The following is a 22,388-nucleotide window of genomic DNA, read 5'->3' as shown; positions in this document are numbered from 1 at the left end:
AGATCAGCTCATAGGGAATGGTGGCTGCCCGTTTGATGCGGTCACGCCGCCATCAACAGGCATAATCAGTCCGGTAATGTAAGCCGCGTCCTCACTGGCCAGAAATGTGATTGCTGCGGCCATATCTTCAGGCTCTCCCAAACGCTGCAACGGGACGCGGTCTTCGACGCTTTTGACGAAAGCCGGATCCTTAAGGGCGTCCGCCGTCATGGCCGTGCGTGTGACCGACGGACAGATGGCATTGACGCGAACGCCGTCCTTTCCGTGATCCATCGCCAGAACGCGCGTCAGGTTCACAACGCCGCCTTTGGCAACATCGTAATAGGCCGTGTTCCAGTCTCCCCTCATTCCAGAAACAGAGGCTGTGTTGACGATGTTGCCTTTGCTCTGGATCAGCGAGGGCAGAAAGGTGCGGCTAACATTCAGGGTCCCGGTCAGGGTTGTGGCACACACGGTCTGCCAGGCGTCCAGATCGCCGTCCAGAACCGTGCCGATTGTGGTGACACCGGCGTTGTTCACCAGCACATCCAGTGTGCCGAACGTCTGTTTGGTGAGGTCCAGCAGTTTCTGAACTTCGTCGGGTTTTGAAATGTCTGTCAGAGAGGCCGTAGCTTTGTTCGGGTCGAGGCTCTTCATGACCTCGTCGAGCTTTTCCTGATCCCGGTCCACAAGAATGACATGCGCGCCTTCGTCAAGGAAACGAAGGGCTGTCGCGTGACCAATACCCGATGCCGCCCCCGTCACGAGAACCTTGCGGCCAGTGAAACGTGATAGTCCCTGCGTCGCCATGAATAATGTCCTTTTGTTGCTAGGACTTTAAAGTGCCGCTCGCTACAATGGTTGCCTCAAATAAAGGGCGAGCAGGTATGAGTGATCTCACAATGCTGAAGAATGTTGGCAAAGCAGCACTCGCAGATTTTGCCATATTGGGGATTACCTCAACTGCGCAACTGGCATCCTGTGAGCCGGACGATCTTTATCTGAAGCTCTGTCACCTAACGCAGCAACGCCATGATCCCTGTGTGCATGACGTGTTTGCAGCCACCATCCATCAGGCGAAAACAGGAGAGGCCCTGAACTGGTGGGCTTTTACCGCCGCCCGCAAGGAACGGATGAAAGCCGGGACGTTCTGTACGCTCCCAACTCCTTAACGAACGAAAATCTGGTTTGTGGCGTAAGAGAGCCAGATGTCGTGTTTGGCGAACCAGTCTGAGCCCAGCAGCATGTCGGCCTGATCATGAACCGGGGCGACAGTCAGAACGGGATCAACCCAGACCGTCCCCCCCATGGAAAAGCGCTTGAAGCGATGCCAGTGGTAGCGGCGTTCATGCAGGTCCACACCGGCAGTAATACCGCCAGGGTCGAGCGCGAGCAGCTCATCCGTGAGGCCGAGGCGATAGGCGAAATCGGTGCTGACAATATGGGAGCGCGCACCGCTGTCGAGAAGCGCCGTTCCGCGCGTTCCATCAAGCGTGAAGGTTACCATCAGGCGTCCGTCAACCTGTCGGGCCGGAACCGTGTTCCACTGGCCTTTCCAAGTGGGCTGAAGCTGGCAGGACGAGCTGTTTGAGGAAACTTTCCAGAAAATGAGCTTCTGATGGGGGACGTCAAATTCCAGATCATACCCATCCAGAACATCTGCCCCGAGAAGCCCCAGAATAGGCGGATGAATCATCGGGGAACCAGGAAGAGAGCCTATGGGCATGGACCCGGCTCCCAGAGAAAGATGCCCCAGTTGCAGATCGGCAATACGGACGTTGGCTACAAGACGTGGTGTTCCATTGGGCCCCTGCATAACAGTGTGACGGTCGGGGTCCTGAGGTAGATGAAGCGCTGCAACGCCCTGCGGTGTCATCAGGCTACCCTGTGAACCCGTGTCTACGATCATGGAGACTGCATGACCGTTAATCTGGGCAGGAATGCTCAGATATCCACCATCATCGCGCAGCGGCAAAACGGCCGCTTGTACCGTGTGGCATGGCACTGCTTCAGCCTTTCCGGTCAGAGCCATAAGAGCAGCTAAAATGCCCCATGTCAGTCTTTTCATTCCTGCTCCGCCCGTGGGTGTGCCTTGCGCCAGACGTCCAGCAGGTGCTTTTCGTCTGCTAGAGTATAAGCCTGGGTGGTGGAAAGACTGGCATGGCCCATGAGTTCCTGAATGGCACGCAGATCAGCGCCACCTTCCATCAAATGGGTCGCAAAAGAGTGGCGAAGAGCATGCGGTGTGGCGGAATCCGGCAGACCTTCTCCCTTGCGCCATTCGCGCATGGCCCGCTGGGCGACGCCGGGATTTAGGCGGCCTCCCCGAACACCGCAGAACAGCGGAGCGTCCGGGGCCGGAGAAGGGTGAACGCCTTTCCATAACTCCAACGCGTCACGGACAGCCGGAAGCAGTGGAACCAGACGTTCTTTTTCCCCTTTGCCCACCACGCGCAGCATGTTCTCCCCAGCGTTGGTCAGGTCCCGCACATCAAGGGCTAAAGCTTCACCAATCCGCAAGCCCGTCCCGTACAGAAGCGTAAAGAGTGCTTTGTCCCGGATGGAGGCAGCGCTCGTAAAAGCATCGTCGGAAATCCCTTCCGGCGCGGCCAAGGCCTGTTCTTGTCCAAGAGGACGTGGAAGGCGCTTTTTCAGCCGTGGGCTCGCGAGGAGCCCCGGGGCAGGATTCGAGACATCATGGCGCATGGCCAGATAGCGAAAGAACGACCGCAGGGCCGAAACATGTCGTGCTCTGGAACGAGCGCGCGCATCGGCATTCGTGGCGCGACGTGTGGGTTTTTCGCTCCGGGCGGTCTCATGAGCCAGCCACGCCCGGAGATCAGCAAGGGAGAGCTTTGCCAGAGCAGTCAGATTAACCTCGCCCCCCAGATGCTGCTCAAAGAAAGAGAGGGCCATAACGATATCATGGCGGTAGGCCTCAACCGTTCGCAGGCTGGAGCGCCGTTCATGGGTCAGCCATTCGGTCCAGTCGCGTAATGCGTCATGGGCCATCATGGCATTTCGGGCTCAGGGAGGTTAGACACAGGCATGGCATCCAGCAGCCTACCCAAGCCTGACCTCTGGCGAAAGCCACCCTCCACCGGAACGCGTGTCTCGGTGCTCGTTCCGCTGCCTTTTCCGGGTCCGTTAGACTATCTGGCACCCATGGCGCTTCAGCCGGGCGATCTGGTGTCAATTCCTCTGGGAAAGCGCGAGACGATCGGATGTGTCTGGGATACGACCAGCACAGTCCCTGCTGACTTCGCGACAGCTCCGGGGCGCGAGGTTCCGCTGTCCCGCCTGCGTCCAGTTGTCGAAAAACTGGACGTACGCCCCCTGCCGGGCAGTCTGCGGCGTTTTATTGATTGGGTTGCGGCATATACCCTGACGCCGCCTGGGCTTGTACTGGCGATGGCAACCCGCATTCACCTGAAGGACGCACCAAAGCCTGCGTTGGGTTGGGTCAGAACGGAACAACCGGAAGAAGGCCTGCGCATCACTCCGGCCCGTCGTTCCGTCCTCAATGCGGCGTCCGATGCGCCGATGACGACGTCTGATCTCGCGGCGGCCAGCGGTGCCAGTTCCGCTGTGATCCGAGGGCTCGCGACTGCGGGGCTCCTTCGGGAAGCCGTCATCTCTGTCGTGGCTCCTTTCGCAACGCCGGACCCAACCCACGGCGCACCGCAGCTGTCTGAAGAGCAGGCAGACGTTGCCGAGCAGCTGTGCCGCCCGGTGAAAGAGCAGCGTTTTGACGTCACTCTGCTGGAAGGTGTGACAGGATCGGGAAAGACCGAAGTCTATTTCGAGGCTGTCGCAGCCTGTCTGGCGCAAGGGAAACAGGTTCTGGTCCTGTTGCCGGAAATTGCTTTGTCAGCTCAGTGGACGGATCGGTTCATCCGTCGTTTCGGTGCAGACCCAGCCGTATGGCACTCCGACCTCGGAACCAAGCGCCGACGCGAAACATGGCGCGCTGTAGCGGACGGGACGGCGCGTGTCGTTGTGGGCGCACGATCAGCGCTCTTCCTGCCGTTTGAAGATCTTGGACTCGTCGTGGTGGACGAGGAGCATGAGAGCGCCTTCAAGCAGGAAGAAGGCGTCATGTATCATGGGCGGGACATGGCTGTGGTTCGTGCCCGTCTGGCGAATGCTCCAGCCATTCTCGTGTCTGCCACGCCATCACTGGAGACGCTGGCGAATGTGGAAAGCGGCCGCTATCACCATGAGCTTCTGACGGCCCGGCATGGCGGAGCGACGATGCCGGACGTCTCTCTGGTCGATATGCGGGCTGATCCGCCAGAGCGTGGGCTCTTTTTGTCCCCGGTGCTCTGCAATGCCATTGATGAGACCCTGAAGAACGAGGAGCAGGCGATGCTGTTCCTCAACCGTCGTGGTTACGCACCGCTGACACTCTGTCGCGCCTGCGGGCACCGAATGCAGTGCCCCAACTGCTCAACCTGGCTGGTAGAGCACCGCGCGCGTGGCATCCTGACATGCCATCATTGTGGTCACACCGAGAGTATTCCGTCAGACTGCCCGCAATGCCACGCCGAACACTCGCTCGTACCCATTGGGCCGGGGATCGAGCGCATTACGGAAGAGGCAAAGCTACGTTTTCCTGAAGCAAAGATCCTGGTCATGTCATCCGATACGCTGGGCTCCCCGGCGGCTACGGCTGAAGCCGTACGAAAGATCACGGATGGCGAGGTCAATCTCATCATCGGCACGCAGATCGTTGCCAAAGGCTGGCATTTCCCGAAGCTGACGCTGGTCGGTGTCGTGGATGCGGATCTGGGGTTGGGCGGCGGCGATCTAAGGGCAGCGGAACGCACGGTTCAGCTTCTACATCAGGTCGCGGGTCGTGCAGGGCGTGCGGAGCGTCCTGGCCGTGTCCTGCTTCAGAGCTATGTGGGTGAGCACCCTGTCATGACGGCGCTTGTCTCCAATGATTTCCAGACCTTCATGGAGCAGGAAGCTGAGCAGAGACGCCCTTCTTTCTGGCCACCATACGGCCGTCTGGCTGCGCTGATCATCAGTGCTGCGACAGCAGACGCGGCAGATGCGCTGGCAAAGGAAATTGCGTTTGCGGCGCCGGAGCGGGAAGGGGTGCAGGTTCTTGGCCCAGCCCCCGCGCCCTTGGCTGTGCTGAGAGGGCGACACCGTCGGCGACTGTTGCTGCGAACAATGCGTGGCATCGCCGTACAGCCGATTCTGCGAGACTGGCTGAAAGATATCAAGCCGACTGGCAGTGCCCGGATCGATATTGATATTGATCCAATTTCGTTCCTCTAAGGGCTGCGAGGAACGGGGAAAGGTGATCTGGCCAGCAACCTGAAAAGGTGTCTGGCCAAACCAAACTCAGGCCTTCCGGTTGCGGAAGAACTGGATGGTTGCTGCCACGACGGAAATAACGGCGAGTGCCTGCTGGAAATAGGGGCGGAAACGCTTGGGGCCGATCGTGGCCATGCCGGTCATGACTGCCAGGCTGATTTCGCGGGCGCGACCAGCATGCTTGCAGCAGGCTTTGACTTTGCTGCAGCAACCCTGTTTTGCGGGAGCCTGATCGGCGGGAACTGTTTTGGTTTTCATGAAGGTCCTCCTGAATAGAGTGAATCAGGGAATGAACGCTGACAAATACAAGAGGTTGTGTTCGTCAGTCTTCCTGTCCGTCTTTCTCTGTCTGAAGGATTTTGAGTTGCTTGTCTGCATCAGGAGCATGCGGATCAAGCTGCATCATCTGTTTGTAAGCACGAAGGGCAGCGTCTGGCTCGTGCCTTTCCCGCTCTGCATCCGCCAGCATTCCCCATGCCGTCGCGTCACCGGAGTCTGCCTGAATAACCACCCCGAGATCGGAAATTGCACCATTGTTGTCGCCCGCGGCAAGGCGCACGGCAGCACGATAACGGCGGAGAATGGATTGGTCAGGCTGGATGGTGATGGCGGAGGTCAGGTCGTCTTCCGCGTTCTGGAAATCGTGTTTGCCCAGTGCATCCTGCGAATCGGATAGTAGCATCCGTACAGCGCCTGTCAGGCTGCGGCTGCGCAGGCTTTCAGCCTGGTCAGCAAGCTGACGCGCAATTTTTTCATTTCCAGCGAGAGCGAGAGCCTTTTCCGCCTCAACAAGACGTTCCTGAACGGTCTTGTGGTGTGGATGTGTCTTGCTGGAATCGTTTTTTGCAGGGGGAGGAGCGCTGGCCGGTCCGGACGTTTGGGACGGGGCAGGGGTCGGCGGTGTGGCAGAGGAAATGGCCGGTGCACAAAGCAGAACGGCGCCAGCCATCAGCCAGCGCCGTCTGTTTGATATCCGGCGGATCAAAGCTATTAGCCCTGACGTGCCTTCATACGCGGGTTCTTCTTGTTGATGATGTAAACGCGTCCACGACGGCGGACAACGCGGCAGTCCTTGTCGCGGACCTTTGCGGACTTCAGGCTGTTGCGGATCTTCATGATGTTTCCAGGCTCTCGACTGTATGGCCCACAATGGACCGGATAGCGGGCCGAAACGCCCGCAAAAGGATGGCCTCGCTTAACGACCGTCCCTTAAGGAGTCAAGGTCAACAGCGTCCCGCAGCGCGGAAAAGCTGCCAGAATGCGTTCTGCAACGGTGTGTGACTATCATGCCATGAGGCTTGTCCGGAGATTATTTTCCCCTAATCATGCCGTCATGATCAAGCGTCGCTTTGTGGCCTCCCTCCTTTTGGCCGTCCCGCTCGCCTTTCCATCCCTGGCTCACGCCGAGGATGGAGGGGCCAAAACCAATGATGACGACCCGTCGATCAATGCTTTGGGCATCGGGGTCAATCAGGTCCTCAAGGTTCTGCAGACTCACCCCGATTCTGCCACGGATGCCTGCATCAATGCCCTCAAGGAAATGCATGCTGCGCAGGACCAGCTCAGCAAGGAAGAGGGCCATGAAAACAATCAGGACGTTGAGGTGGCGCGGGACGTGACCTCGTCCACCATGGAAGACGTGACAACAATCTGTGGTGCGGATGCACGGACGCTGTGCAGGGAGTCGGCGGAAAGTAATCCGAAGCTCGACGCAGCGTGCCATGCTTTGCCCCATGAAGACGACTGAGGATTCGGTACATCACGTTCAGGCGATAAAATCCGTCAAATCATGTCAGGGGCAATACAGGGCTAACCTTCTTCTAAAGTGAGGAGTAGGGTTTTCAGTCTGAGTTGATGACTGGAACTGTAAGCTGCGCCGGAATGACCCGTTTGCCTGGCAGGGATAATCTGTCTTGACCGCCACGTTACAGTCGGTCTTTCGCCCGGGATGGATCCAGTTCAGCCTCCGAACCTGGATTGCGCTCGTTCTGGCTTTGGCCACGGCGTTCTGGGCGCAGGTCGATACACCGGCCGGCGCTGGCGTGACTGTCATGATCCTTGCCCAGCCCCTGAGAGGGCAGGCCCTTTCCAAGGCATTTTATCGCTTTCTCGGGACCCTGCTGGGTGTCGGCGTTTCTATCCTTCTGATTTCCATGTTCAGCCAGGATCGTGGCCTCTTTCTGGGAGGCGTCGCTCTCTGGATGGCTGGTTGTGCCTTTGTGGGGACGCTGGAGCGCGACTTCCGGGCTTATGGTGCCCTTTTGGCTGGCTACATGGTGGCACTTGTTGCTGTTGCCAGTATTGATGCGCCCCAGAACATCTATCATGTCAGTGTGGCACGTGCCTCAACTGTCGCTATCGGCGTTGCATCCATTGCGGTTGTCAATCTGCTGTCTGGCTCACCACAGGCCTGGCGCAATCTCGCCAAGGGGCTCCAGAATCTGGGGCAGAGAATCCGTGGCCTGAGCCACTCCGCCATCATGGGAGAGCCGTCCCCCTCCGCGCAGGGGACAACGGCGCTGGCCTCCGAAATCCTGTCTCTGATGACGCAGATTTCTTACGCCCGGACGGAGTTGGATCGTAGCCGCCTGCGGATGGCAGGAGCCAAACTCAGCATCGTCGGTATGTTGACGGTTCTCACCTGTAGCCGTGCGATTTCTACGTTGCTGAGTGAAGGTGGGGTAACGGATATTCTGGTCCGCTACGTACGCCAGTGGCACGAGCGTGTTGAGGATGGCACGAACCGTCAGGAAACGATGGGCACCATCCTGTCCAACATCCGACGGGAAGATCCGGAGTATTTCCCGACACCTCGGGATGCCTGGTTTCTGGAACGTGCTGCGACGCTTCTAAGTAACCGGCTGCATATCCGCACAGGTATCAGTACACTCATGAAGGCAACCCCGGCAGGGGAGGCGCTGAAAATGGCGACGCTTTCAAATAATCCAGACTACATTACAGCGTTCATCAACAGCATGCGTGTGCTGCTTGGTTTCAGTTTTATAGCAGCATTCTGTGTGGGAACGGGCCAGCCAGCTTCTGCCACCGCCCTTTCCCAGAGCGCACTCGTTCTTGTCCTTGCATCTTCGTCACTGGACACAGCCGTGTTCGGTAAGGGCGCGATGATCGGGACGCCTTTGGGAATTCTTGCGGCCGGGTTTCTGTCTTTCTGGGTCTTACCCCACGTCTATACGCTTCAGGGGCTGGCTTTTGTTCTGCTTCCCCAGACCGTTATTGCCTGCCTGCTTCTGATGAATCCGAAAACAACCGCTGTGGGCTTTCACTATGGTGCGTTCTTTCTCGTCTTCGTAGGCTTGGGGAACCACCACAGTTACGATCCAGGCGCGTTCCTCGAACGCAACACATTCTATTTCCTGTCAGCGGTTCTTTCATTCATCCTTCTGGTTCTGCTTTGGCCCCCAACGGCGCGCCGACATCGGTTCCGCATTGCCGTGACCATCTCTTCGGATCTGGAATCGCAGCTGAGCGGTCATGGCGAGGCTATGGGCCCCGCGTTGCTCAGCCGGAAATACGATCGTCTGAGCCAGCTTCTGTTGTGGACAAAGCGTCTCCCGAAGCGCGGTACGGCCTCAGAGCATGTTTTTGAGCGCCTTGTCGCGCTGGAGGATCTGTCCAGCACGATTGCCCGTGTGCGTCTGTACCTCGATCAGGCGGCACGGATGCCGTCTCTCAGGCACCTTGTGAGGCCTGCGCGTAAAGCGCTCGCACAGGATAGTCTGGCGCTGCTGGAGAGTGAACTGGCAGATATGACGCAGGCCTTTCTTGACCGACTGCGTCTGGGCGCTCCCAGTGAGGAAATTCTGATCCTCAACTGTGTTGGTGGGCTGGAGTCCGTGCGCGTCATGCTTCTGCGAAATCGGACAGCCGTTCATCATTATCGAATAGGACGCAAACGATGGTGATGAGACAGGTCGTAGACCTTGGCGGTTTGCTTGTGTCCGCGTTCGTCGTCAATCTGGCGTTGTCACTTCTGACGCTGGCCATTCTCCGCTGGCTCATGGGCTGGCTCGATCTGTGGCGTTTCGTCTGGGATCCGCCGCTTGCCCAGTTCGGCATCCTTATCTGCCTGCTTGGGCTCTATACCCTGATCCTCTGATACAAGGCCGTTTCAAGTGCTATCCAGTGCTCATCGTCTGATCCGCCTGACCATTACGATCTCCATTCTTGTGGTGGCTGCCGTCGTGGTGGTTATCCTTTGGGATTACTACACGGCCTCTCCCTGGACCCGGAACGGCCAGGTGCGTGTTCAGGTCGCCAATATCGCGCCACGTGTTTCAGGGCAGATCCTGCATGTGAATGTGCTGGATAATCAGCCTGTTCACCATGGAGACGTCCTGTACGAAATTGATCCATTCGATTTCCAGGTTGCGGTGGATGCGGCCAAAGCCAAGGTGGCCGAACGCAAGGCAGACATGGAGTTCAAGGAAGTTCAGGCCCAGTGGCGTAAGGCCATTCCCGGTGTGGCGGTCTCACAGGAAGAAAAGAAGCAGTACGTTGCACTGTCGCAGCAGGCAGCGGCGCAATACGCTTCTGCTCAGGCAGACCTGCGTCAGGCAGAAATCAATCTGGACCGTACAAAAGTCCGCAGTTCCATCGACGGTATTGTCACAAACCTGATCATGCGACCGGGTGACTTTGCAACGGCTGGTGTCGTGAACATGCACGTCATTGATACCAACTCATACTGGATCGACGGCTATTTCGAAGAGACCAAGGTCCATGATCTGGACGAGGGCGATCTCGTTCGTATGGATCTGATGGGCTACCACGACCCGCTTTTCGGACATATCGAGAGTATTACGCGCGGTATTGCCAGTAACAATGCACTGGTGAATGAGCAGGGTCTGCCGACAGTTGATCCGGTTTATACATGGGTGCGTCTGGCACAGCGTATTCCTGTGCGCGTGAAAATCGACAAGGTCCCGTCCGATCTCACATTGGCTGCCGGCATGACCGCAACTGTGACGGTCGTTTCAGAGACGGGAAATCGTCGTCATCGTTCAACGCAGGATGCATTTCAGCATTTCGGTGATGATGTTCGTCATCTCTTTGGTCACAAATAACCAAAATTCCAGTATCCGGGGCGAAAAGGCCCCGATTTTGGTTGGCACAAGATTTTCACACAACTTTTTCCGTCAGAACCCGTACCTTACTGCGTCAGGCCCACAGAGCATTTCAGGTAAGGAAGAATTGTGCGCGTATCTTTTTCCCGTAAGACGATCAGTCTGGTTATGGGTGGCGTTTGTATTGCTGCCATCTCAGCGCAGGCGAATGCCGCACCTCAGAACAGCGCACAGAAGCCGGGTGTTCTGCTGAACTCTGCTCCGCTGGCAGAGACCCTGAGCCTTCCGAATGCTGCTCGTTCCCTGCGCATCACCTATCTTTCCACAGATGGTGTTACGGGGAAGGGGCTCGTCCCCGTGACTGCCGAAGTCATTGTTCCTGCTGGTGAAGCGCCTGCAGGCGGGTGGCCGATTGTTGCCTGGGCGCATGGTACGGTTGGAAATGATGACAGCTGCGCACCGTCTCTGAACCCCTACAGCGAGCGCAATACTCATTACCTGTCCGAATGGATGAAGCGCGGTTTTGCCATCGTCGCAACGGATTACCAGGGGCTGGGAACACCGGGCGTGCACCCTTATCTGAATACACGGGCCGAAGCTTATAGCGTGCTGGACTCTGTGCGGGCAGCGTTGAAGTCTGTGCCGGGCCTCCAGAACAAGGTGATGATCGTCGGGCAGTCCCAGGGCGGCGGTGCAGCCTTTGCTTCTGCAGCGTTTGCACCGACTTACGCTCCGGATATCAATGTGCGCGGGACTGTGGCGACAGGAATCCCGTACATGACGCCGGAAATACTGTCTGGCCTGTTGCAGGAAGCTGGCAAGTCATCAGGATATAGCCCGTTGGTGGCTTACACGCTGCTGATTGGTTCGTCCTATGCTGGTCTGCATCCGACCTTCCGTCCCGAAGACGCCTTTACGTCCAAGGCTATGCCGGCGTTCAAGGCAGCGGCTGACTCCTGCCTGACGGGCCTCTCAGACATGGCGGAGAAAGACGGTCTGACGCTTGCGAATGCGCTTCAGCCTAAGTTTGTGAAGGCCATGACGCCCGCATTCAAAACAATGACGTACCCGACCCTGAAACTGGCTCAGCCACTTTTTGTTGGAACGGGCACCGCGGATCAGGATGTTCCGCCGCAGCTTCAAGAAGGCCTGGTCAAAGCCGCCTGTGCAGCTGGATCAACAGTACAGGCGCATTTGTATAAAGGGCTGGACCACTCCCAGACAGTCAATGCGTCCCTGCCGGACTCAGCCGCCTTCACAAAAGCTGTGATGGCCGGTGAGCCAGTCACACCGCAGTGCACGCCGATTCCTCAATAATCAATTAGATCACCCTGAGGGAGAGCACTCTTCCTCAGGAATTTTCAGACGTTGTTCATAAAACTGATGATCGCGTCAGCCGCTCGCTGCGATGCCCCGAGCAAGGGCTCCCCAAATGTTTCCCGGAACAGTTTTTCCTGCACTGGCCTATAGAACGCATGCCGTTCCTCCGCCCTTGCAACCGCAGGCATGATGTCGGCGGGGTCATCGACCACGTCTCCGAGTGTCCAGTGTAAAAAATACGGATCGTCACGCCATAGGAGCTTATGAGGATTCAGGAAAACACAGGGGCGCGGGATGGCCAGAAACTCATAAACCTGGCTGCTGACATCCCCAATATAAAGGGCTGCCTGAGACGTGTAGGTCATGTCCAGCATGGCATTTGAGCCAGTGTCCACGAGCACCTCGGGGCTTTGCTGGCGTTGAAGCAGACGCTCCCGGATGCCAAAGCCTTTGTGGAACATCTTGATGTGAGGGGCCACGACCAGATTGTAATCGTTCTGTGCCTTAAAGCCTTTGATGATGGTGTCCATACACGTGGGTGCAGATGTCAGAACACGCTGATAGTGCGGATTATAGAGCGCGAAGGGACGTTCGTTGCTGAAAGAAACGGCATTTTCCCGGCGGACGGCTTCGAATACATCGAATTTGGGATAACCCACGATGCGTGACGCCCCGTTCTGGAGAAGCCCTTTGTCCCGGAAGTAAGTCTCGACTTTCGGACCGGGCACAAGCGTCAGATCAAACTCTCGAACAAGATGCTCGTCATTAACGTAACGGTCTCCGGCTCCGTGCATCAGCAGGATAAGTTTCGGGCCGTTCAGCCCCATGTCTTTCAGGACGCCTGCCGTATATTCCGTTGCGACAACCACATCGTACTGGTTTAACTCTTCAACGTTCTCTCGAAGAATGACCAGTCGCTCCTGATCCAGCCGCCGTGCGCGTTTCAGGATGTTTGCTTTCCAGGATCTGGGAAACGGCAGCAGCGGAAGCGGCGGAACATTCAGGGCGCGTCTGATGCGGGCCAGATGATCAATGGTCTCTGGAAAGCTGTAGTATTCCGTGACGTCACATCCCGGTATTGCCGCAAGTGCACTGGCAACGGATGCGGTGTGATAGCACTGATAAGGCTCGGCAATATAAATAAAGGCGATTTTCATGAGCGTCTTTTGCGTCCTGCCCGGAGCAGACTGCCGGCTGCTCTTGTCCGGAACGCCGTCTGCTGGAAGGGCGCCATCCCGGTTATGAATAGCCTCTGAAACACTTCGGAGGCTCGGAATAGGGCCCTGTTCATAGCCCTCGGGTCTTCGCTGTCAAGAACGCGGCAAAACGCAGGGATGCATGTTCCGGCATGGACACTCCCGGGGCTTTGTGGTCAGAAAGCCCGCATGTCCGCCGAGCGCTCTGTTTTCAGATCCATTTTCCGAAATGTCAGTGTTCTCACCCTTGGCCGTGTGGTCAATGCCCTGTGCAGCTTTGTCTATATTGCGTTCACTGTGCGCGCTTTGGGCCTCTCTGACTTCGGATTGCTGATCCTCATCCATTCTCTGGCTTCGACCGGGTCCGTTCTGTCACGGATGCAGTCTTGGCAGACGCTGATCCGCTTTGGCAGTGACGCATTCAGCAAGAACGAAACGGACCTGCTGCGGAAGGTCGTTCATTTCTGTATCCGGCTGGATACGATGTCTGCGGCCGGGTCCATTATTTTCGGGCTTGTCGCGGTGCAGATTTATGGTGTGACGGCACACTGGTCCAGCCATGTCCGGTTTCTGGCAGATCTGTACGTGATCGTGAGCCCACTGATGTATTCAGGCTGGGCCAACGGTATTCTACGAACGGCAGGGAAATTTCACCTTGTCCCGATCATTGATACTTGTGCCGCGATCGTAAAGACGGTGGGAGTTCTGGTGGGATATGCCCTGCATCTGAAGCTTGGATATTTCCTGGCGATGTGGGCGCTCGCGATCATCATTGATTACGGTTTCTACTTCTATTACGCGATGGATATCCTGCGAAAGAAGTTCCGGTTCCGCTATTTCCAAGCCTATCGCAGCTGGCGCTGGCAGATCCCTGGCATGTGGCAGTTTACCCGTGCGGCCAGCGTGAACCAGACACTTGGTAACATTTCCGGGCATGTTGCAACGCTTTTGGTCGGTAACGGCCTTGGCCCGGCGGAGGCTGCCGTTTTCCGCGTTTGTCGCCAGATTGCGGACGGGATTGTTACGCCTGCCCAGCTCATTTCGCCGGTGCTGTACCCCGAACTGGTCAAGATGCGGGATAAGCAGGACTGGAAAGGCCTCAAGCGCGTTACATGGAAAATGTTTGGCGTGCTGACTGCACTGTCCCTGCTGCTTCTTGTGCTGTCTGCGTTTTTGGGCTCAAAGATTTTCCGTCTGATGCTGCATGTTCATGTGCATCACACATCGCTTTACATTTCCATCATGCTGATGGCCGCCGTTTTCAGCCTGCTGGTCATCCCGTTGGAGCCCCTGCTGATCGTCGTGGGGCATGTGAAGTTCCTGATGACCAGCCGCACGGCCATCATGGCGATCTATTTTCCTGCGCTCTATGTCCTGACCATGCATTTTGGTCTCGCCGGTGCCTGCCTGACGACGGCTGCCTGTAACGCGGCTATCTTACTGTCACGGTTTGCCGGGGTCTGGATATTTGGCGGACGGATCGGGAAGCCGAAACCCGAGTGATGTCTGGCCCCCCGTAGGTGTGGGCCAGACTGTCATCCCTTTAACGCAGTGGCGCGCGATCCATCGCCCAGATGGCGAAAGCCTGCACCAGCGCAACTTCTTCCAGTCGTTTGAAGCGCCCGGATGACCCACCATGGCCAGCATCCATGTTGATGCGGCACAGGAATGGGCCGCCTGAGGCCACTTCACGCAGCTTGGCAATCCATTTTGCAGGTTCCCAATAGGTCACTCGCGGATCTGAAAGGCCCCCCATGGCAAGAATGGGCGGATAGGGGCGCGCCTGAATGTTGTCATACGGGGAATAGCTGGCAATGAGATCGTAGGCCTCTTCGTGTTCGAGTGGGTTTCCCCATTCAGGCCATTCTGGCGGCGTCAGCGGCAGGGAAACGTCAGACATGGTGTTGAGCATGTCTACGAACGGTACCTGCGCGGCGATCCCGGCGAAGAGGTCCGGCGCCATGTTGGCGACAGCGCCCATCAGTAGGCCCCCCGCTGAGCCCCCATGAGCAACAATGCGCCCTGCTGAGCCATAGCCCTCTTTGGCCAGATACTCTGCGGAAGCAATGAAGTCCGTGAAGGTGTTGGGTTTGGTTTTGCCACGTCCTTGAAGGAACCAGTTCCAGCCTTTCTCGGACCCACCACGAATATGCGCGATGGCATAAACCCATCCGCGGTCAACGAGGCTGAAGACTGTTGTGGAGAACCCTGCGTCCATCGCAATGCCGTAGGAGCCATATCCGTAGAGCAGAAGGGGGGCAGAGCCATCCAGCGGCTGGCCTTTTCGCATCAGAACGGTGACGGGAACCTGCTCGCCATCCGCCGCCGTCGCGAACAGACGCCGCGTCTCATACTGCGCCGGATCATGGCCAGACGGGACATCGCGAACCTTCTTCAGGGTTCGCTCGCCTGTTGCCAGATTGTAGTCATACCAGTGCGCTGGTGTCGTCGGGGATTGATAGACGTAGCGCAGAACAGAGCCGTCATATTCCAGAATGCCCTGAAGGGTCAGATCATATGCGGGTTCGTCCATTCCGATCGTGGCGGCCTGCGCACGAACATCTCCTGTTACGCCTGTCTTTACGACGCGGATATAAACGTTTCCGTCTTTCCGCTCTGCCCATGCCAGATAATCACGCGACGCCGTAGCCGCCAGAAGGTAGTGCCCCTCCAGATACGGGACGAACGGGCGCCAGTTTTCCCGATCTGTGGCCGTATCTGGCGTTTGCATGAACTGGAAATCGACAGCGCCGCCCGCGTTGGTGAGAATGATGAAACGATCATTCCAGTGCGTGAAGGAATAGCGCTCTCCCCGGACCAGGGGGGCCGCAACAACAGGCATTGCTGTCGGCTCGGCAGCAGGAATCAGAAGCGTCTCATTCGTATCGTGATCCCCGCGTTCGATGACGATCCACTTGCGAGAGGCGCTGGTGCCGATGCTAAGGAAAAAGCCTGCATCGGTTTCATCGAAGACGAGTACGTCCGTCCCGCCGGTCAGAGGACGGCGGTAAATCCGCGAGGGGCGGCCATTGTCGTCCCGGAAGATCCAGAACAGCCATGCACTGTCAGGGGAAAGAGCAAAGCTTCCAGTCGTGCTTTCAACCGCCTCGGAGCAGAGTTCTCCGGTTTCCAGGTCCTTGACCTGAATGCGATAAACTTCAGAGCCCTGCACGTCTTCGGAATAGACGAAGTAGCGATGATCCGCGGAATGGGCCGTCCCGCCGAGCGCATAATAGTCAAACTGCTTGGCGCGGGCGTCCACATCCAGAAGGATCTGCTCTTCTCCGCCGTCGCGCGGACGCCGTGCCCGGAGAGGATGCTGAGCCCCATCTTCGAAGCGACTGTAATAGGCCCAAGGCCCATCAGGCACGGGAATGGACTCTTCGGCAGGGGGAATGCGACCGATCATTTCCTGCAGAAGCTCTTTGCGAAGCGGCTCCATGCCAGAGAGCACCGCTTCGGCGTAAGCATTTTCTGCTTTGAGGTGATCGGTGATGTCCTGGCGAAGGACAGATGGATCCCGCAGAACCTGCTGCCAGTTCTCGTCCTTCATCCAGGCGTAGGAGTCAGTTCTGGTCCGGCCAAGCTGCGTTGTTGACAGGGGCTCCTGCTTTGGAGCCGGCGGAACGGGGAGGGATTGCATCGCGTCTGACATATCCGAAACCTTGGCGCAGAAATGCCGGGGACTCAATCCAGCGTTAATGGACCGCCTGAATGCCGGTCCTCATGGCGTTATAAAATCAGGAAAGATGATTCGAAAAGAAACCAAGTCGGCTCTCAAGTGTTTCTAGAAAACGGCCGTGAGATAGCCAACAGAGTATTGCTCTGGTGATTATATTTCTGAATAGCCGCTTTGTAGTAATATCGAACATGGAAAGACTCCATCCATGAATACCAATAAGTATTTTGCCGCCGTAGCCGCACTTGGCCTCGCTGTTTCCGGAGCTGCCTTTGCACAGACAGCACCGCAGCCAGGACAGCCGATTGTTCCACCAGGAACCCAGGCCGTGATTACGCCAAATCATGTGCAGGCCGTCGGTAATCTCAACGGTATTGCAACTGCATCAACACCTGGTACGCTTGGCGAAAACGGCATGCCGTCTATCGATAATGCCCAGGCCGGCAACGTGGCAGGCCTGACGTCCTATTGCATTCATAAGAAGCTTTCGCTGGGTACAGGGCCGCGCTCGGCATCCCGTAAGCTTGCCAAGCGCTCTGATGTCCAGAATGACCAGTACTACTCACTGGGTGGCCGCGGTCTGCTCCAGACGAGCAGCAACACGCCGTTCGACATCTCTACACTCCCGAAGGACAAGCAGGTTCTGGTCTGCCGCGATCTCTTCAAAAAGGCTCAGAGCCTCGGCAACTGATTCTTCTGAGTTTTCGTCCTGAGAAAAGCCCCGGAGCAACTGCCCCGGGGCTTTTTTTATGAGCATTGACGTCTTAACCGTTGCGGGCTTGTGCGGCAAAAGCATTGAGCTTGGTCAGTGTTTCATCAAACTGGCCATTGGCCTCTGCAAAGCGCAGAAAGCGCACGCGTTCGACAAGAATTTCCGGTGGCGTGGGCTGTTGCGTCAGCAACGCCATGACTTCATCCGTAAAGTCCGTCAGAGGCTGATAGCCGGGGCGCGTTTCTTGGCCAGGCGTGAGGCCTGTCTGCACTGCGGGTGGTGCAAGTTCGATAACCTCGACTTTCCCTTTCAGAACCTCTCGGAGGGTAATCGTGTAGGAATGGATCGCGGCTTTGGTGGCATTATAGGTGGGTGTTGTCGTCAGCGGCACGAATGCCAACCCGGATGTTACATTGATCACGACGGCATCCGACTGCTTAACCAGATGATCCGTCAGGCTATTGATCAGGCGGATTGGCCCGAGGAGGTTGGTCGTAATCGTCGCTTCAGCGTCCGTCAGATCATGCGTCTGCGCCAGATCTTCAAATCGCATGATGCCGGCATTGTTGATCAGAACATTAAGTGACGGATATGCGCCCAGAAGCCGTTCTGTAAAATCAGCAATTCCCCCCCGGCTTTCAATATCCAGCACCAGTGCGTGCATGTTCGCCCGACCGGCGATCGTTTCATCCAAAGCATTTTGGCGACGCCCGGCGACGATAACCGTGTTGCCAGCATCATGCAGTCGCTGTGCAAGAGCCTGGCCTATGCCTGAGCCACCACCGGTGATCAGGATTGTGTTTCCGTTCGGTTTCATTGGAGTTGCTCCATTGAGAATTGGAACACTCTATCTAGCGGGCTATCGTCAATTCGAAAGAAGGCACCTCAAAGATTTATACGCACCGAAAAGAGAGTGACCCCTATGACGGATAACCCCTACGAAGCCTCGCCTGAACGCCGTGCCAAGCGTTTGGCCGAAGCAACGCCACCTACGGAGTGCGATGCGCGCGTTGAGCGATTGGTGACGGAGCTCATTGGTCGCGTTGCTGACAAATGGACGATGATCATTCTGGAGGTTTTGGAAGAGCACAAGGAATTGCGCTTCACGCAGTTGGCACGAAAAGTCGAGGGTATCAGCCAGAAGATGCTGACCCAGACACTCCGGCAAATGGAACGGGACGGAATGGTGACCCGTAAGATTCACCCGGTTATTCCGCCACGGGTGGACTATCGTCTTACACCGCTGGGACTAAGTCTGGGCGCAGCGTTTTGTGGGGTGTGGATCTGGGCGGAGAAAAATCTGTCTGAAGTGGAAGCAGCCCGGAGTGCGTTTGACAGCAAATAATCTGTGGCTGGCATACTTTGCCAGCCACAGAGAGGGTTAGTCCGGAAGGTTCTCGACGAGTGCGACGCCTTCGGTCGTCCCGAGGACTGAAGCCTTTTCCTGTCGGGTCAGTTTGGAAAGGGCGGCCTTGATGGAGGGCGCCTCTTTCAGCTTGACCAGTCCAACCAGCAGGTTGGCATCAATCGCACTGCCAGCCTTGCGGGTTGGCGGAAGTGCGCCAAGGTGGGCATTTAGAAGTGTCCGATCCGTTCGCAGAAGGGCGAATGCCTCGCTGGGCGGCTGATGAGGCGCGTGCAGAGCCTCTGTGCGCAGACGTTCGTTCTCTTCTGCAAGGCGAAGAATAGGCGGGGGGGCCGTTTCTTCTTCGATCAGCAGAAATCCAGCCCGACGGAGTCCCAGTCCAACATCGCGGCTGGCTGTCACGGCCGCGAGTGGAATAGCAAGCACGAGCCCAAGCAACACTGGTGTCATCCACAGGAAGAGTGCGTGTGAAACGGACCATGCGGCTGCGGCCAGCAGAAGGCCGAACACTGTGTAAACCCAGTATCCACGTGCAACTTCACGGAGCGAAACACGCCCGTCTTCACGGTTCTGGGCATTCCAACCAGAATCCCGGCCCAGCAGAATGGAGATGACACCAGACGTCTGGATCAGCATGGCAATCGGCGCAATCAGGCCACCAATTAGGGTTTCCAGAATGATGGAAAGGAAAAGCCGGATAGCACCGCCGGAACCGCGCAAGGCAGCGCGATCAAACATCATGGCGATGAACGCCAGAAACTTTGGCGCCAGAAGGATGCCCATCGTGCCGATGAACACAAACTTTGCCTGCACAGGATCGACGCGTGGCCAGTGCGGATAAAGCGTCGGCTTCGTGCCGAAATATTCCGGATGATAGAAATGCGACTGAAGGGAAATCAGGATCCCGAACAGCAGGAACAACAGCCAAAGGGGAGACATGATGTAGGAACCAATGCCCGTCAGCATGTGTGTACGGCTGACCCAGTGCAGGCCTTTGGTTCCAATAATCTTGGCGTGCTGGAGATTGCCCTGACACCAGCGCCGGTCACGGATGGCCACATCCGTTAGGGACGGGGGGCTTTCCTCATAAGACCCGAACAGGCCAGGCACCATGTGAATGGCCCAGCCACCGCGTCGCATGAGCGCTGCTTCGACAAAGTCATGGCTGAGAATATGGCCGCCGAAGGGTGGTCGGCCTTTCAGATGGGGCAGGCCCGCCTGTTCGGCGAAAGCCCGTGTCCGGATAACGGCGTTATGGCCCCAGTAATTCCCTTCCGAGCCATGCCACCAAGCGATGCCATGGGCAATGAGTGGGCCATATACGCGGCCTGCAAACTGCTGCATGCGGGCAAATAATGTCCGGCCGCCCACAATAACCGGAAGGGTCTGGATCAGCCCGACGCCTTCATGGTTCTCCATGGCGGAAACGACACGCACGATCAGGCTGCCGTCCATCACGCTATCAGCATCAAGGGTGAGCATCTGCTGGTACGAGTCACCAAAGCGTGTCACCCAGTCGCCCAGATTGCCTGCCTTGCGATCTGTATTCTGATGGCGGCGGCGATAGAAAATGCGCCGATCGTCCCCAGTCGCCCGACGGAGGGCAAGGAAGGCACGCTCTTCCTGTAACCATACGTCCGGATTGGTCGTATCAGACAGAATGAAGAAGTCGAACGCATCAATCTGGCCGGTGGCAAGAATGCTGTCATAGATGGCCTTCAGGCCGCCCAGAACGCGTTCCGGATCTTCATTATAAGTCGGCATCAGCACGGCAGTCCGTGCTTTGAGCACCGGAAGAGCACCATCCCGATGAATGCCGAGCCCAAGGCCTCCGCGTGTGATCAGGGAGACGAACCCACCAAGACTTGAGGTGAAGGAGAGTGCGATCCAGAAACCGAGAATGGCGAACAGAATCAGCACAATCACGCCAAGCGTAGACACGCCTAACGAGTTGAAAACCTGATTGATCCTGTAGATGCCAAACCCGGTCAGCGCGAGCGCTGAGCCAAACACGAAAAGCCGTCGCAGCCAGAGTGTCTTCGGCGTCGTGTCCAGAACCCTGAACGGGCGACCATGCCGGTCAGGCTGCTGATGGAGGTTTTGAGGCTCCATCCTGAGTGGAGCCTCATGAGGCAGGAACGGTGCTTCGGACGGAGACATATTGGTTACGGCGTCCAACGGTACATCCATTTTTCTGAGATCGGACCCTGATCGCTTGCAAGCTGCGCCTGGAGTTCAGAGGCTTTGGCATCGCCCGGCACGAATTCAAAGGTTGTTCTCCAGCCTTTGATGTTCGGGTTGGGCTCGACAACAACATTCCGGATGGTGCCGGGTGAAGCCTGTGAAATCAGGTGGAAATGTGCGTCCTGCGGAATGTTCTGGAATGGCGCGCCCGTAAAGTCGATCACGAACATTCGTGCATCGGCGTGGTCAGTGACTGCACCGATACGGGTTCCAGCGACACGTGCCAGCGGTGTGGGCCACGGCGTATCCCAACCCCAGTACATTCGGTAGGTAAAGTTGTATTCCTGACCGGCCTTAAGAGCGTCTTTCGGACGCCAGAATGTCACGATGTTGTCGTTGACCTCATTGGGCGTCGGAATTTCCACGAGATCAACCGCTCCGTCACCCCAGTTGCCAATGGGCTCGATCCACAGGGACGGGCGCTTCTCGTAGTTGAGAGCAAGGTCCTCGTAGTCATGGAAAGAGCGCTTGCGCTGCATCAGGCCAAAGCCGTGCGGGCTGCTATCCTGAAAGGCCGAAAACTGGAGGTCCGTCGGGTTGACCAGTGGACGATAGAGCTGCTGCCCAGATCCGGTCCACACCTGAAGCGCCTCGCTGTCATGGGCGGCCGGGCGCCAGTCATCGACGTGATTATGTTCGTTGGCATCGAAATAGAACATGCCCGTGAGAGCCGCGATGCCGGACTCGGTAATATCCTGCCGGGGAAAGAGCGATGACTGCACATCAAAGACGGTTGTGTCGCCGGGGCGGATCGTGAAGCTGAAAGCTCCCGTAACGGACGGACTATCCAGAAGGGCATGAATGACAACGGACTGAACGCCAGGCTCCGGCTTTTCCAGCCAGAATTCGCGGAACAACGCGAACTCCTCGCCTTTCGTGTTGCCAGTGCCGTTGGCGAAGCCGCGGGCGGACAGACCGTAATTTTGTCCCTTGGCCACTGCACGGAAATAGGACGCGCCGAGAAACACGGCGCATTCTTCCATTTCGCCCGGTGTGTTGATGGCATAGCGCAGACGAAGACCGGCAAAGCCCAGATCATCGGTAACGCGCAGCATCGGGTTGGCATAGCTGAACAGGTCAGGGTCGTAGGCAATCGGTGTCGATTGGCCACCGATGACTTCATTCATTGCAATCCGGGGCTTGTAGAGAAAGCCGCGCGGGAAAAATTCGACCTCAAACGCCAGGCTCTGCCCATGCCAGAGGGCACGGTCCGGATTAAACGTAATGCCCCGGAACTGGTCAAAATCCAGAGTGGAAATGGCAGAGGGCAGACTTTGCGGAGGTGGAGCGTAAGGAGATCTGGCCAGTTTCTGCGCAATGGCGCGGACAGTTCCATTGTCGAACGGAACAGTCTTTGGAGCCTGCTTGGCAGCAGGCGGCGCGGACTGGGCATAAGCGAAGCGGCCAGACGTTCCCATCAGGGACAGGCCTGCCCCAAGCTTTACCAGATCACGACGCAGGATACTCATACTTTTCCCAA

21 protein-coding genes are annotated in these 22,388 nt (G+C 57.2%); 10 read left to right on the top strand and 11 right to left on the bottom strand.

Annotated elements, in window-relative coordinates; all coding sequences use genetic code 11:
- Positions 1–3 precede the first annotated feature (3 nt).
- A complete protein-coding gene (locus tag HK24_RS04340; RefSeq protein ID WP_086633461.1) occupies positions 4–789 on the bottom strand; it encodes an SDR family NAD(P)-dependent oxidoreductase in 786 nt (261 codons plus the stop codon).
- Positions 790–866: 77 nt separating this feature from the next.
- On the opposite strand from HK24_RS04340, the gene HK24_RS04335 reads away from it, so the two are divergent.
- The gene (locus tag HK24_RS04335; protein WP_086633460.1) at positions 867–1,151 is read left to right on the top strand and encodes a helix-hairpin-helix domain-containing protein; all 285 of its coding nucleotides are present in this window, start codon (positions 867–869) and stop codon (positions 1,149–1,151) included.
- Here the strand turns inward: HK24_RS04335 and HK24_RS04330 are convergent.
- Together HK24_RS04330 and HK24_RS04325 are read right to left on the bottom strand one after the other, a co-directional pair.
- A complete protein-coding gene (locus HK24_RS04330) occupies positions 1,148–2,047 on the bottom strand; it encodes a retroviral-like aspartic protease family protein (protein ID WP_086633459.1) in 900 nt (299 codons plus the stop codon). The two genes, HK24_RS04335 and HK24_RS04330, sit on opposite strands and share 4 nt — an antisense overlap.
- On the bottom strand, positions 2,044–2,994 hold the full coding sequence (locus HK24_RS04325) for a tyrosine recombinase XerC (protein WP_086633458.1): 951 nt from the start codon (positions 2,992–2,994) through the stop codon (positions 2,044–2,046). The genes HK24_RS04330 and HK24_RS04325 overlap by 4 nt, the downstream gene beginning before the upstream one ends.
- A gap of 33 nt (positions 2,995–3,027) precedes the next feature.
- Here HK24_RS04325 and HK24_RS04320 point away from each other — a divergent pair, with 33 nt between their 5' ends.
- Entirely contained in the window at positions 3,028–5,268 is a 2,241-nt protein-coding gene (locus HK24_RS04320) for a primosomal protein N' (protein WP_086633457.1), read from the top strand.
- Positions 5,269–5,334: 66 nt separating this feature from the next.
- On the opposite strand, the gene HK24_RS04315 is transcribed toward HK24_RS04320, so the two are convergent.
- From HK24_RS04315 to ykgO, 3 genes are all read right to left on the bottom strand, one after another.
- Positions 5,335–5,565 (bottom strand): hypothetical protein, encoded by a 231-nt coding sequence (locus tag HK24_RS04315; RefSeq protein ID WP_046900693.1) that lies wholly within the window; start codon positions 5,563–5,565, stop codon positions 5,335–5,337.
- A 64-nt stretch (positions 5,566–5,629) separates the two neighbouring features.
- On the bottom strand, positions 5,630–6,256 hold the full coding sequence (locus tag HK24_RS04310) for a M48 family metallopeptidase (RefSeq protein WP_233126103.1): 627 nt from the start codon (positions 6,254–6,256) through the stop codon (positions 5,630–5,632).
- 41 nt (positions 6,257–6,297) lie between these two features.
- Positions 6,298–6,423, bottom strand: coding sequence for a type B 50S ribosomal protein L36 (ykgO, locus tag HK24_RS04305; RefSeq protein WP_007281615.1), 126 nt, complete (start codon positions 6,421–6,423; stop codon positions 6,298–6,300).
- Positions 6,424–6,565: 142 nt separating this feature from the next.
- On the opposite strand from ykgO, the gene HK24_RS04300 reads away from it, so the two are divergent.
- From HK24_RS04300 to HK24_RS04280, 5 genes are all read left to right on the top strand, one after another.
- Entirely contained in the window at positions 6,566–7,054 is a 489-nt protein-coding gene (locus HK24_RS04300; RefSeq protein WP_233126102.1) for a hypothetical protein, read from the top strand.
- 166 nt (positions 7,055–7,220) lie between these two features.
- Positions 7,221–9,230: an FUSC family protein gene (locus tag HK24_RS04295; protein ID WP_086633454.1), complete on the top strand. Its 2,010-nt coding sequence runs from the start codon at positions 7,221–7,223 to the stop codon at positions 9,228–9,230.
- Positions 9,224–9,424, top strand: coding sequence for a DUF1656 domain-containing protein (locus tag HK24_RS04290; protein ID WP_046900697.1), 201 nt, complete (start codon positions 9,224–9,226; stop codon positions 9,422–9,424). Before HK24_RS04295 ends, HK24_RS04290 begins: the two co-directional genes overlap by 7 nt.
- 16 nt (positions 9,425–9,440) lie before the next feature.
- Positions 9,441–10,391, top strand: a complete 951-nt coding sequence (locus HK24_RS04285) for an HlyD family secretion protein (protein WP_064274642.1) — start codon at positions 9,441–9,443, stop codon at positions 10,389–10,391.
- 129 nt (positions 10,392–10,520) lie between these two features.
- Complete coding sequence (locus HK24_RS04280) at positions 10,521–11,708, top strand: lipase family protein (RefSeq protein ID WP_086633453.1); 1,188 nt, start codon at positions 10,521–10,523, stop codon at positions 11,706–11,708.
- Between the two features lie 44 nt (positions 11,709–11,752).
- Here the strand turns inward: HK24_RS04280 and HK24_RS04275 are convergent, their stop codons facing one another.
- Positions 11,753–12,868, bottom strand: coding sequence for a hypothetical protein (locus HK24_RS04275; protein ID WP_086633452.1), 1,116 nt, complete (start codon positions 12,866–12,868; stop codon positions 11,753–11,755).
- A gap of 228 nt (positions 12,869–13,096) precedes the next feature.
- Here HK24_RS04275 and HK24_RS04270 point away from each other — a divergent pair, with 228 nt between their 5' ends.
- A complete protein-coding gene (locus HK24_RS04270; protein WP_086633589.1) occupies positions 13,097–14,410 on the top strand; it encodes a lipopolysaccharide biosynthesis protein in 1,314 nt (437 codons plus the stop codon).
- 40 nt (positions 14,411–14,450) lie between these two features.
- Here the strand turns inward: HK24_RS04270 and HK24_RS04265 are convergent, their stop codons facing one another.
- Positions 14,451–16,562, bottom strand: coding sequence for a S9 family peptidase (locus tag HK24_RS04265; protein WP_233126101.1), 2,112 nt, complete (start codon positions 16,560–16,562; stop codon positions 14,451–14,453).
- A 232-nt stretch (positions 16,563–16,794) separates the two neighbouring features.
- Here HK24_RS04265 and HK24_RS04260 point away from each other — a divergent pair, with 232 nt between their 5' ends.
- Entirely contained in the window at positions 16,795–17,277 is a 483-nt protein-coding gene (locus HK24_RS04260) for a DUF2501 domain-containing protein (protein ID WP_086633450.1), read from the top strand.
- 73 nt (positions 17,278–17,350) lie between these two features.
- Here HK24_RS04260 and HK24_RS04255 read toward each other — a convergent pair whose 3' ends face one another.
- A complete protein-coding gene (locus HK24_RS04255; RefSeq protein WP_086633449.1) occupies positions 17,351–18,115 on the bottom strand; it encodes an SDR family oxidoreductase in 765 nt (254 codons plus the stop codon).
- A 105-nt stretch (positions 18,116–18,220) separates the two neighbouring features.
- Between HK24_RS04255 and HK24_RS04250 the strand changes: the two genes are divergently transcribed.
- Positions 18,221–18,643, top strand: coding sequence for a helix-turn-helix domain-containing protein (locus HK24_RS04250; RefSeq protein ID WP_086633448.1), 423 nt, complete (start codon positions 18,221–18,223; stop codon positions 18,641–18,643).
- A gap of 36 nt (positions 18,644–18,679) precedes the next feature.
- Here HK24_RS04250 and mdoH read toward each other — a convergent pair whose 3' ends face one another.
- Positions 18,680–20,854: a glucans biosynthesis glucosyltransferase MdoH gene (gene mdoH, locus HK24_RS04245; RefSeq protein WP_086633447.1), complete on the bottom strand. Its 2,175-nt coding sequence runs from the start codon at positions 20,852–20,854 to the stop codon at positions 18,680–18,682.
- Positions 20,830–22,377 carry a glucan biosynthesis protein gene (locus tag HK24_RS04240; protein ID WP_086633446.1) on the bottom strand — a complete coding sequence of 516 codons (1,548 nt, stop codon included), beginning with the start codon at positions 22,375–22,377 and terminating at the stop codon, positions 20,830–20,832. Before HK24_RS04240 ends, mdoH begins: the two co-directional genes overlap by 25 nt.
- Between the last annotated feature and the right edge of the window lie 11 nt (positions 22,378–22,388).

Source organism: Gluconobacter sp. DsW_058, assembly GCF_002153615.1.
Classification (GTDB): Bacteria; Pseudomonadota; Alphaproteobacteria; order Acetobacterales; family Acetobacteraceae; genus Gluconobacter; species Gluconobacter cerinus.
The sequence above is the reverse complement of the archived record's forward strand: the minus strand, read 5'-3'. Positions and strand labels throughout refer to the sequence as shown.

Coding starts and splice junctions, on each gene's coding strand:
- HK24_RS04340 (WP_086633461.1), bottom strand. CDS start 789: ATGGCGACGCAGGGACTATCACGTTTCACTGGCCGCAAGGTTCTCGTG.
- HK24_RS04335 (WP_086633460.1), top strand. CDS start 867: ATGAGTGATCTCACAATGCTGAAGAATGTTGGCAAAGCAGCACTCGCA.
- HK24_RS04330 (WP_086633459.1), bottom strand. CDS start 2,047: ATGAAAAGACTGACATGGGGCATTTTAGCTGCTCTTATGGCTCTGACC.
- HK24_RS04325 (WP_086633458.1), bottom strand. CDS start 2,994: ATGATGGCCCATGACGCATTACGCGACTGGACCGAATGGCTGACCCAT.
- HK24_RS04320 (WP_086633457.1), top strand. CDS start 3,028: ATGGCATCCAGCAGCCTACCCAAGCCTGACCTCTGGCGAAAGCCACCC.
- HK24_RS04315 (WP_046900693.1), bottom strand. CDS start 5,565: ATGAAAACCAAAACAGTTCCCGCCGATCAGGCTCCCGCAAAACAGGGT.
- HK24_RS04310 (WP_233126103.1), bottom strand. CDS start 6,256: ATGGCTGGCGCCGTTCTGCTTTGTGCACCGGCCATTTCCTCTGCCACA.
- ykgO (WP_007281615.1), bottom strand. CDS start 6,423: ATGAAGATCCGCAACAGCCTGAAGTCCGCAAAGGTCCGCGACAAGGAC.
- HK24_RS04300 (WP_233126102.1), top strand. CDS start 6,566: ATGCGTTCTGCAACGGTGTGTGACTATCATGCCATGAGGCTTGTCCGG.
- HK24_RS04290 (WP_046900697.1), top strand. CDS start 9,224: ATGGTGATGAGACAGGTCGTAGACCTTGGCGGTTTGCTTGTGTCCGCG.
- HK24_RS04275 (WP_086633452.1), bottom strand. CDS start 12,868: ATGAAAATCGCCTTTATTTATATTGCCGAGCCTTATCAGTGCTATCAC.
- HK24_RS04270 (WP_086633589.1), top strand. CDS start 13,097: ATGTCCGCCGAGCGCTCTGTTTTCAGATCCATTTTCCGAAATGTCAGT.
- HK24_RS04265 (WP_233126101.1), bottom strand. CDS start 16,562: ATGTCAGACGCGATGCAATCCCTCCCCGTTCCGCCGGCTCCAAAGCAG.
- HK24_RS04260 (WP_086633450.1), top strand. CDS start 16,795: ATGAATACCAATAAGTATTTTGCCGCCGTAGCCGCACTTGGCCTCGCT.
- HK24_RS04255 (WP_086633449.1), bottom strand. CDS start 18,115: ATGAAACCGAACGGAAACACAATCCTGATCACCGGTGGTGGCTCAGGC.
- HK24_RS04250 (WP_086633448.1), top strand. CDS start 18,221: ATGACGGATAACCCCTACGAAGCCTCGCCTGAACGCCGTGCCAAGCGT.
- mdoH (WP_086633447.1), bottom strand. CDS start 20,854: ATGGATGTACCGTTGGACGCCGTAACCAATATGTCTCCGTCCGAAGCA.
- HK24_RS04240 (WP_086633446.1), bottom strand. CDS start 22,377: ATGAGTATCCTGCGTCGTGATCTGGTAAAGCTTGGGGCAGGCCTGTCC.